General features: G+C 41.8%; 9 protein-coding genes and 1 pseudogene. All 10 read left to right on the top strand.

The window, feature by feature from the left end; genetic code table 11:
• Positions 1 to 483 (top strand): TrkA family potassium uptake protein (locus tag DP117_RS32500; protein WP_169222289.1); only part of this gene is annotated, 483 nt, incomplete at its 5' end.
• 255 nt (positions 484 to 738) lie between these two features.
• On the top strand, positions 739 to 1,137 hold the full coding sequence (locus tag DP117_RS32495) for a hypothetical protein (RefSeq protein ID WP_248277942.1): 399 nt from the start codon (positions 739 to 741) through the stop codon (positions 1,135 to 1,137).
• A 251-nt stretch (positions 1,138 to 1,388) separates the two neighbouring features.
• Positions 1,389 to 1,733 carry a BON domain-containing protein gene (locus DP117_RS32490; RefSeq protein WP_169222288.1) on the top strand — a complete coding sequence of 115 codons (345 nt, stop codon included), beginning with the start codon at positions 1,389 to 1,391 and terminating at the stop codon, positions 1,731 to 1,733.
• Between the two features lie 41 nt (positions 1,734 to 1,774).
• Positions 1,775 to 2,161: a hypothetical protein gene (locus DP117_RS32485; protein WP_169222287.1), complete on the top strand. Its 387-nt coding sequence runs from the start codon at positions 1,775 to 1,777 to the stop codon at positions 2,159 to 2,161.
• A gap of 128 nt (positions 2,162 to 2,289) precedes the next feature.
• The gene (locus DP117_RS32480; RefSeq protein ID WP_169222286.1) at positions 2,290 to 2,751 is read left to right on the top strand and encodes an NUDIX hydrolase; all 462 of its coding nucleotides are present in this window, start codon (positions 2,290 to 2,292) and stop codon (positions 2,749 to 2,751) included.
• Positions 2,752 to 2,754: 3 nt separating this feature from the next.
• Positions 2,755 to 3,861, top strand: coding sequence for an AI-2E family transporter (locus DP117_RS32475; protein WP_169222285.1), 1,107 nt, complete (start codon positions 2,755 to 2,757; stop codon positions 3,859 to 3,861).
• 44 nt (positions 3,862 to 3,905) lie between these two features.
• On the top strand, positions 3,906 to 4,406 hold the full coding sequence (locus DP117_RS32470) for an AAA family ATPase (RefSeq protein WP_248277941.1): 501 nt from the start codon (positions 3,906 to 3,908) through the stop codon (positions 4,404 to 4,406).
• 101 nt (positions 4,407 to 4,507) lie between these two features.
• Positions 4,508 to 5,293, top strand: a pseudogene (locus tag DP117_RS32465) (ATP-binding protein); the annotation flags it as partial.
• Positions 5,294 to 5,304: 11 nt separating this feature from the next.
• Positions 5,305 to 5,724, top strand: a complete 420-nt coding sequence (locus DP117_RS32460; RefSeq protein WP_211176482.1) for a hypothetical protein — start codon at positions 5,305 to 5,307, stop codon at positions 5,722 to 5,724.
• Between the two features lie 455 nt (positions 5,725 to 6,179).
• On the top strand, positions 6,180 to 8,231 hold a 2,052-nt coding region (mutS, locus tag DP117_RS32455; protein ID WP_248277940.1), incomplete at its 3' end, for a DNA mismatch repair protein MutS.

Below are 8,231 nucleotides of genomic sequence, written 5' to 3'. Positions count from 1 at the left end.
AGTAAGCCGAATTACTACGACTTATTACGGATTACTCCGTTTCGTGTACTCCTCACTCTTGCCAAGCACTATGGTGTTCCTCATATTCTGTCTCGAATGCGCCATCCCGATTTTGTGGAACCTCTGCGTCTAGCTGGAGCTCATCATATCATCAGCACCGTAGATTTGGCAGTTTCAACAATGGTGAATGCTATTGAGTATCCGCAAGTCGAATCGATGATGCATTTTGAACAAGGACAGATTGAGGTTTTAAAACTTTCTATCCCAAACAATTGCTATGTTGTTAATCGTAGCGTTGCTGAAATTGCTCAAGATTCCCGGTTTCCTAATGGTTCTCTCATTATTGGCTATCAACCATATGCCCACGAGGATTTAATGATTCCTAACGGTAGTACAGTACTCCAACCCGATTCAACTGTGCTGATTGTGACTAAACCAGGCTCATTACATCAAGTCATTGATTTTATCCAAGGTTGTAAATGATTCATTCTAATGAAGCAACATTCACTTTTTTGCTTAACCGTTAGTCAGACAAGAATTAAAAATGGCGAGTTTACAATCTTAAACCCAATCGTACACAGAATTTCTTCTAAATTCTGACCAGAGCTTTTTTGAGTTCTTTATTGAGTGTTTTTGATACTGAAAGACAAAATATTGATAGTGACTCATTAAATGAAAATTGCCACAGCCCAAACACTGATGTCAAAATTTGCTCAGTAGGTATTCATGATGCAACAAATGAAAAATTTAAACTTCTCGATTTTAGAGAATCACGGCGTAGTCGTGCTCACACGCTTGGGATTAACCGTTTTTCTTCTAGTAGGACTACTCAGTTGTGGTAACTTGGGGTATTTGGGCATAAATGCCATAGGAGCCAACATCACCCAAATCCAGGACTTGAAACCACAGCAGAACGATAGTACTACAGTCTACGTACAAGGTAAGGTAGAAAAGCAAGTTCCGCTTTTGGATAAATACGCGTATCAAATTAATGATTCGACAGGGAAAATTTGGGTTGTTACCAATCAAACTGGTCTACGTGAGGGAGCACAAGTGGTGATTAAGGGTAAACTTCGCTACCCAAGTATTCCTTTAGGAGGCAAAGAATATGGGGAGGTTTATCTGGAGGAAGAGTAATAATTATAACATAGACAAATCAACAAACAGAAGCTTCTTTGATTGATAGCGCTATTTCATTCTTGCACACCTATCGTGCGTAAAAATAAAGGGGTGGTTTTTTGTATTCCAAATCACTAGGAAAGTGATGAACAAATAGTAGAGAATACAAAACTGTGCGGGTTGTTGAGAAGGAAATAACCCTAAATAACCCTAATATTGAATAGACCAAGAAATAGACCAAAAGTGTTTGAAATTAGGAGAAAAAGCTTATGGGTTGGTTACAAAGACTTTTTGGACAGGAAAAGACTGAAGATGCTCAAGTGAATCCTGAGCCAGCACCATCCGAGGAAACAGGCGAAGAAACCATTGCTCCAGAGCGATTGGGGTTAAATGGAGAGTATGACCAAAGTGGTCTGGCAAAGCGGGTTGCTCTAGCTTTTGATCTAGACTCCTCTTTTGATGATATTGACACCTTGTACGTAGCACAACTAGGCAGTACGGTTGTTCTCAAAGGATCTGTTCCCGATCAAGATACTCTCGACCAACTGGTACAAATTGCTCAAGGTGTGACTGGTGCGACAGATGTACAGACTGACCAAGTGAGTGTTGGTTAGATTAAAGTTTCACTTTTGCATTTGAGAAATAAAAATGAGCTATGAAAAATCCATTGGGGCATCGATGGACAATTTCCATCGTATTGTTGACTATCTTAGCCGTTTCGGGTTGTGGACAAAAGGCTGACGAGTCCGCCAAAGTTCCGGCTTCTGGTGAATCTGCACCTCCGACTAGTCCTGAAAAAGATACAACGACAAAAACTTCTTCTACCGACGGGACACTATCGGCTGAAGCTGAAAAGTTAGGTGTTAAGCCTGAAGGAGAAACCACCTGTCCCAGCAATTCTCCTGTAAAGGGCGTAGTGACTAAGAAGCGGGGTAACATATATCGTGCTCCCAAGTCACCTGATTATGAAAAGGTCAAGCCAAATATCTGCTTTGCAGACGTAGCCACAGCTGAAAAGGCTGGCTTTAGCGCTCCTAAGTAGGGCTTGCGATCAGATATAAAGCCTTTGCACAGCAAGGGCTTTATTCAATGATTAAAGTTTTTGTGGTGGTCATGCATGATAGACAATGTTTATCCTAAACAGGTAAATTATGACAACTAGGAGTGAATATGACTACCGAAGTGGCGATCGCCATTCTTTACCAAAAAGGCAAATTTCTCATGCAGTTACGGGATAATAACCCTGATATTGCCTATCCTGGTCACTGGGGACTGTTCGGTGGACACATTGAACTTGGTGAAACTCCAGAGGTTGCAGTACAGCGAGAAATTTTAGAAGAAATCGGCTACACTCTACCATCAACTTTTTCTAAATTTGGCTGCTATCCCGATGAAAGAGCAGTTCGTCATGTCTTCTGGGCACCACTGACAGTGGAATTAAATCAACTCGTTCTCAACGAAGGTTGGGATATGAGCCTAATCACACCAGAAGACATTCGCCTAGGTGTGAGTTATTCAGCTGTATCAACAGACGTACGACCCCTCGGTTCTGTGCATCAGAGGATTTTGTTAGATTTTATGGAGAGACACGATAAATTATTTCATGGTTCAATTGTTCATCTGCACTCATGACTCATGACTAACAACAAACTACCACGATGGTTAAGTTTGAGCATAGCATTTCCCCTTGCTATACTCAACGCTTGGGTATTGCTTCAGGTTGTGAAGTATTTTCAACCTTCGGTCAGTATCTTTGTCGCCGCCAGTTTGCTGGCTTTTGTTCTAGACTATCCAATTCGGTTTTTTCAGCAACAAGGGGTAAAACGTTACTTAGCTGCGGGAAGTGTGTTGTTATTCGCTGTAGTCATTGTCGTGGCTTTGACTCTGACTTTAGTTCCGCTAATTCTGCAACAGCTTAATGAACTAGCTAATTTTTTGCCAAGTTGGATTGATTCTGGAACACAACAACTTCAAGCTTTTCAAACTTGGGCTGCAACCCAACAACTTCCCGTAAATTTGAGTGGCTTATTGGCTCAACAGTTAGACAAATTATCCAATCAACTTCAATCTTTAACTGGTCAAGTTTTGGGTTTTGCTGTAGATACCATTGGTAGTCTAGCTAATGTGCTGCTGACGGTCGTACTGACAATCTATTTAGTGTTGAATGGAGAACGTCTTTGGGATGGAATTTTTCAGTGGTTCCCACGTCATATTGGTTCGCAAGTCAGACAATTGATGCGTGAAGACTTTCAAAATTACTTTATTGGTCAAGCAACATTAGGTGCTTTGCTCGCGCTTGCTTTGATACTTGTCTTTTTAGCACTACGAGTACCTTTGGCTTTACTTTTTGGGATCATAATTGGATTCTTTTCTCTATTCCCCTTTGGTACAGGTATTGGTATCGGTATAGTCAGTTTATTGGTGGGATTGCAAAACTTTTGGTTAGGCGTTGAAGTTCTAGTTATTTCAGTGATGATTGACCAAGTAAATACTAATTTTGTTGCTCCTCGCCTTTTGGGAAATTTAACTGGCTTAAATCCCGTGTGGGTTGTTATTTCCTTGCTCTTGGGAACGAAACTAGGAGGATTGCTGGGTCTGTTGGTTGCTATACCGATCGCCAGTTTTATTAAAGATGTGGCGGATAGCTGGCGTGCTGGGGGATTTAGTGTACCGCCTGCGGAGAATGTTTCAAAAGATGGTATTTCTGGTGAACAAACCCCAGATGTTGTCCTAGAGCGATAAAGCGATAATAAAAAAGTTAGGTATTAAAGTTTTTGGAGTGGGTCATGCTTAAGCAACTCATCCTTGAGAATTGGAAAAGTTTCCGTTATGCAGAACTTCCTATTGACTCACTGACTATTCTGATTGGTACGAATGCAAGTGGTAAATCTAATGTCGTTGAAGGTTTGGAATTTCTTCAAAGAATAATTAGGGGCGAGGATATTGAAGCAGCCTTGGCAGGAGATAAAACTTTACCCTCAATTCGAGGGGGTGTGGAATGGGCTGCACGTAAACCGGAAACTCAGTTTACATTAAAGGCAATTCTTCAAGGTGAAGATGAAAATACCGATTATCTTTATAGTATTACAGTACAAACAAAACCTGTTGTTCAAGTATTGCAAGAACGTATAGAATCTAAAAAAAATGATGTTCATCTTCTGGAAGAGATTTTAATTAATGATACAAAATCAGAAAAATCTTTTTTTCCAGAATTAAAGATCCTTTTCCAGAAAAATAAGTTACATTCTGACATTTTAAATAAAGTCAACAATAAATTAAAGAATTAAACGAGTTAGTTAAGGAAATCTCAGTAGCTAAAAATCAAAATCATGAAAAAAAATTACAAAAATAAAATCCAAAATAAGTAGAATCGTTAACTGAAAATTTAGAAAACCGAATCAAGTCAATAAATACCACAATCAAGACACTTAAGATAGAAGAAATAGAAGAACAAATAGATGTGTTGAGTCATACATTAGACCCAATCAATATAATAATCTCTGCGCTCACAAATATTTTCATTCTGAATCTCATTCCTTCCAAAATGCGGGATTACTCACTGCTTTCTGACACGCTTGAAAGTGATGCCTCAAATATTGCTGGTGTATTAGCAGCATTGCCTAATGACCAAAAAGTCGAGATAGAAGCAAGCATATCAGCCTACGCCAAAAATTTGCCAGAAGGAGATATTCAAAAAATCTGGACAGAAAAAGTTGGTAGGTTTGGTACAGATGCCATGCTTTACTGTCAGGAACAATGGAAACCAGGTTATGTTACAGAAATTGATGCCAGAAGTATGTCAGATGGTACGCTGAGATTTATAGCTATCCTTACAGCGCTTCTTACCCGACCAGAAGGTAGTCAACTGGTAATTGAAGAAATAGATAACGGACTTCATCCCTCGCGAGCAGAATTACTGGTAAGAATGCTGCGAGAAATTGGTGAAAAAAGAAAAATTGACATATTAATAACGACTCATAATCCAGCTTTACTTGATGCTTTAGGACCTGAGATAGTACCATTTGTGGTTGTAGCGCATCGAGATACTGAAACTGGAGAAAGTAAACTGACTTTGCTAGAAGATGTTCAAAATTTTTCCAAGTTGTTTGCATCTGCTTCTTTGGGTAAGCTCACAACAAGTGGTGCAATAGAAAGAAGCCTTTCTCGTAGTTAGGTAACTCAAAGATGAGAAAGGTTCTAATCATCGACACATCGCTTCTTTGTGTTTGGTTAAAAGTTTCTGGAATGGAAGTTTGTGGTTCTGATGATAATAAGTGGAATTTTGAACGTGTAGAACGTAAAATTGAAGAAGAAATAACTAAATTAACAACGCTGGTATTGCCTTTAGCAACTGTTGTGGAAACAGGTAACCACATTGCACAAGCTAGAGCAAAACAGTATGAAACAGCACAAGATTTGGCAAAAATTATCACTTATGCAGCAGAGGAAACATCCCCTTGGGCAGCTTTTAGCGAACAAATAATTCTTTGGGAAGCGGAAGCACTTAAAGAGTTAGCCGAGCAATTTCCCAATCTCGCTAAGCAAAAAACTTCTATCAAAATAATACGGAAGGGTGAGAACCCCTGCCTTTTAAAGAGGGGATGAAACCCGACTTCAATTGGATTTAACATGATTGTTTCTTGCTTGCACGCTTACTTTGGTATAATTACTATTAGCGGTAAAACGCACAATCTATTACCGGGCAACTCAGCCCCATCATGGATCGTCGAAACAAATATCACCCTTGAAATCAGTAACGGTGACGCGACCTGCACGATAGAGCCGAAATTGGTAGAGTAACTGTTCCGTAAAACAACATTGAGAACCGTTTGGGGAGGGGCACTTCCTGAATGTCAAACAAAATGCCTGTGGAGGTGGTCTGGCGGGGGCTAATACTCAAGTTGAGCGTCTAGTTAAGAACCTAAGAGACAGGAAGAAAAGGTAAAAAAACGCGGCTTTAGCCCGTTTTGGAACAACCTTTTTGAATCCCCCTGTCTTCAGAAGGGGGAGCATGTCAACATCGGATATTGGCAGGTGACCATGTGTATTGGTAGACATTCATGAGCGCTTCTTACTCTGCATCCCAAACATCCCAACCCAATAACCAAACTGCACCTCACGCTGACCATCGGCTAGTGGATCGCAGTAAGCTGACTCAAATGTTCCAGCATTATGTCGATATTAAAGATACGTATCCTCATGCGATGCTACTGTATCGAGTGGGAGACTTCTTTGAATGTTACTTTGAAGATGCTGTGACTTTGGCGCAGGAATTAGAACTCTCCCTCACCAGCAAGCTTGTAGGGGAAGTCGGACGGGTGGCGATGAGTGGTGTCCCGCATCACGCCTGGGAACGCCACGCCACGCAACTGGTAGAAAAAGGGTATGCGGTTGTTATTTGCGATCAAGTCGAAGATGCTGCAGAAGCTGCTGGTCGATTGGTGCGGCGAGAAGTCACGCGTATCCTGACTCCTGGGACTTTGTTAGAAGAAGGAATGCTCAAGTCAAGTCGCAATAATTACTTGGCGGCTGTGGTCATTGCTCTTGAGCATTGGGGTTTGGCTTATGCAGATATTTCGACTGGTGAATTCCTCACGACACAAGGTAGCAATTTAGAGCTTTTGACACAGGAACTCATGCGCTTGCAGCCTGCAGAAGTTCTCGTTCCGACGAACGCACCAGACTTGAGAAGTTTACTACTGCGCGCAGGAGAAAAATCAGAACATCTACCTGAGTGTTTACCACCATCTTTTTGTTATTGTTTGCGATCGCAAATTCCTTTCTCTCAAGGAGAAGCCAGAGCAAGATTATTGCAAAAATTTAAAGTGCGCTCTCTAGAAGGACTCGGTTGTGACCATCTCCCCTTAGCTGTCCGCGCTGCAGGTGGGTTGCTGGAATATTTAGAAGATACCCAAAAAGAAAACGCGATTCCCCTACAGTTGCTACGCACTTATACTCTTACTGATTTTTTAATTGTTGATTATCAAACTCGACGCAACCTTGAAATTACGCAAACTGTGCGCGATGGCACCTTTCATGGTTCCCTGCTGTGGGCTTTGGATAGAACCAGTACGGCAATGGGCAGTCGTGCTTTAAGACGGTGGTTGTTGCAACCGTTACTTGATATCAAAGGTATTCGCTCTCGGCAAGACACTATCCAAGAATTAGTCAACAATACAACTCTCCGTCAAGAACTACGCCAGTTGTTACGTCAAATTTATGACCTAGAACGGTTGACAGGACGCGCCGGTTCTGGTACTGCTAACGCTAGGGATTTACTTGCTTTGGCAGACTCGCTCTCTCGTTTGCCGGAATTATCTCGTCTGGTAGCTCATGCTCATTCTCTATTCCTGAGAGCATTGCAGAAAGTACCACCTGTGTTGGAAGAATTGGCGCAGAAGATTCGCGCTCATTTGGTCGAGTCGCCACCGACACATATTAAAGAAGGCGGGTTAATTCGCTCTGGGATTAATGCTCAATTGGACGAGAGACGTGCGACTGTTGAAGACGACCAACAATGGATTGCCAATTTGGAAGTTGATGAAAGAGCAAGGACAGGAATTCCTACACTGAAAGTCGGATTTAATAAAACTTTTGGTTACTACATCAGTATTTCTCGTGCTAAAGCTGACCAAGTGCCGTCTAATTATATACGTAAGCAAACATTGGTGAATGAAGAGCGCTACATCACGCCAGAGTTGAAGGAACGGGAAGCACGGATTCTCACAGCGCGAGATGATTTGAATCAGTTGGAATATGAGATTTTTGTGGCGTTGCGCGAAGAAGTGGGCGGACAAGCAGAAATTATTCGCAATATCTCTCGTGCGGTTGCAGCAGCAGATGTGTTGTGTGGTTTGGCTGAGTTAGCCGTTTATCAAGGTTACTGTCGTCCAGAAATGGTGGAAGGACGAGAAATTACGATTGCGGATGGACGTCATCCTGTGGTGGAACAGTCTTTGCCTGCAGGTTTTTTTGTGCCAAATTCTACATCATTAGGAGGGGAAATAGGAGGGGAAACGAACAACAGAGGCGCAGAGAAGAGGACACTTCCGTGCGGAGAGCAGCGCCTTGCGGGGGTTCCCCCCGTTGTGGCGACTGCGGAGGGTTCCCCC

This window comes from Brasilonema sp. UFV-L1 (assembly GCF_012912105.1).
In the GTDB taxonomy this organism is placed as follows: domain Bacteria; phylum Cyanobacteriota; class Cyanobacteriia; order Cyanobacteriales; family Nostocaceae; genus Brasilonema.
Note: the sequence above shows the minus strand (reverse complement) of the source record. Positions and strands in the feature narration are given on the sequence as shown.